The 1,700-nt window shown below is 42.3% G+C and carries 1 rRNA gene; it reads right to left on the minus strand.

The annotated features are described in order from the left end of the window. Nucleotides 1-64: 64 nt before the first annotated feature. Nucleotides 65-1,598, minus strand: a 16S ribosomal RNA gene (locus Q8777_RS02270). Nucleotides 1,599-1,700 lie beyond the last annotated feature (102 nt).

Consider the following 1,700-nt stretch of genomic DNA (forward strand, 5'->3'; position numbering starts at 1 on the left):
TTACCTAAAAGAAAAACTTATATAATCTAAGTCTTTCAAAACTGAAGATGATTTTTTTCCTTAGAAAGGAGGTGATCCATCCCCACCTTCCGGTAGGGATACCTTGTTACGACTTAACCCCAATCATCAACCCTACCTTAGACAGTTCCCTCTTCTTGCGAAGTTAAGTCACTGCTTTCGGGTATTGTCAACTTTCGTGGTTTGACGGGCGGTGTGTACAAACCCCGAGAACGTATTCACCGCGACATGCTGATTCGCGATTACTAGCGATTCCAACTTCATGAAGTCGAGTTGCAGACTTCAATCCGAACTGAGACTGCTTTTTTGAGATTAGCCAAAAACTCACGTTTCAGCGACTCTTTGTAACAGCCATTGTATCACGTTTGTAGCCCAGATCATAAGGGGCATGATGATTTGACGTAATCCTCACCTTCCTCCAATTTTTAATTGGCAGTCTCGCTAAAGTCCCCACCATAACGTGCTGGTAACTAACGACAAGGGTTGCGCTCGTTTTAGGACTTAACCTAACATCTCACGACACGAGCTGACGACAACCATGCACCACCTGTATCCCTGATAACCTCCACTATATTTCTATAGCTTTGCAGAGTATGTCAAGACCTGGTAAGGTTTTTCGTGTATCTTCGAATTAAACAACATGATCCACCGCTTGTGCGGAGTCCCGTCAATTCCTTTAAGTTTCATACTTGCGTACGTACTACTCAGGCGGAGTACTTAATGTGTTAACTTCAGTACCGAGTTTTATCCCGACACTTAGTACTCATCGTTTACGGCGTGGACTACCAGGGTATCTAATCCTGTTTGCTACCCACGCTTTCGTGCCTCAGCGTCAGTAAAGACCCAGCAAGCCGCCTACGCTTCTGGTGTTCCTCCATATATTTACACATTTTACCGCTACACATGGAATTCCACTTGCCTCTATCTCACTCTAGCTAGCCAGTTTCTATAACAAAACAGCGTTAAGCACTGAAATTAAATTATAGACTTAACTAACCGCCTACGCACCCTTTACGCCCAATAATTCCGGATAACGCTCGCCCCCTATGTCTTACCGCGGCTGCTGGCACATAGTTAGCCGGGGCTTATTCATTGAATAGCGTCAATATAGTTTTTCCACTATTTTTTCTTCTTCAATAAAAGAACTTTACATACCTAAGTACTTCATCGTTCACGCGGCGTTGCTCGGTCAGAGTTTCCTCCATTGCCGAAAATTCCCTACTGCTGCCTCCCGTAGGAGTTTGGGCCGTGTCTCAGTCCCAATGTGGCTGTTCAACCTCTCAGTCCAGCTACACATCATAGTCTTGGTAGGCCTTTACCCTACCAACTAACTAATGTGGCGCAAGCCCCTCTTTAAGCATACCTTTGTTAAAAGGTCTTTTAAAAACAAAAAGATGCCTTTTTGTTTCCTATCCAGTCTTAGCAAATGTTTCCATTTGTTATTCTCGTCTTAAAGGCAGGTTACTTACGTGTTACTCACCCGTTCGCCACTAAAACCTTTTGAGGGGTTTTCGTTCGACTTGCATGTATTAGGCACGCCGCCAGCGTTCATCCTGAGCCAGGATCAAACTCTTTGTTTTAAGATTTTTAATCTTAATAAAAAAACTTGTCTTTTAAAAATAAAAAAATATTATATCATCTTCAGTTTTCAAAGAAATAAATTAATATAAATTTAATAAAAT

The organism is Candidatus Phytoplasma stylosanthis (assembly GCF_032886435.1).
Classification (GTDB): Bacteria; Bacillota_I; Bacilli_A; order Acholeplasmatales; family Acholeplasmataceae; genus Phytoplasma; species Phytoplasma stylosanthis.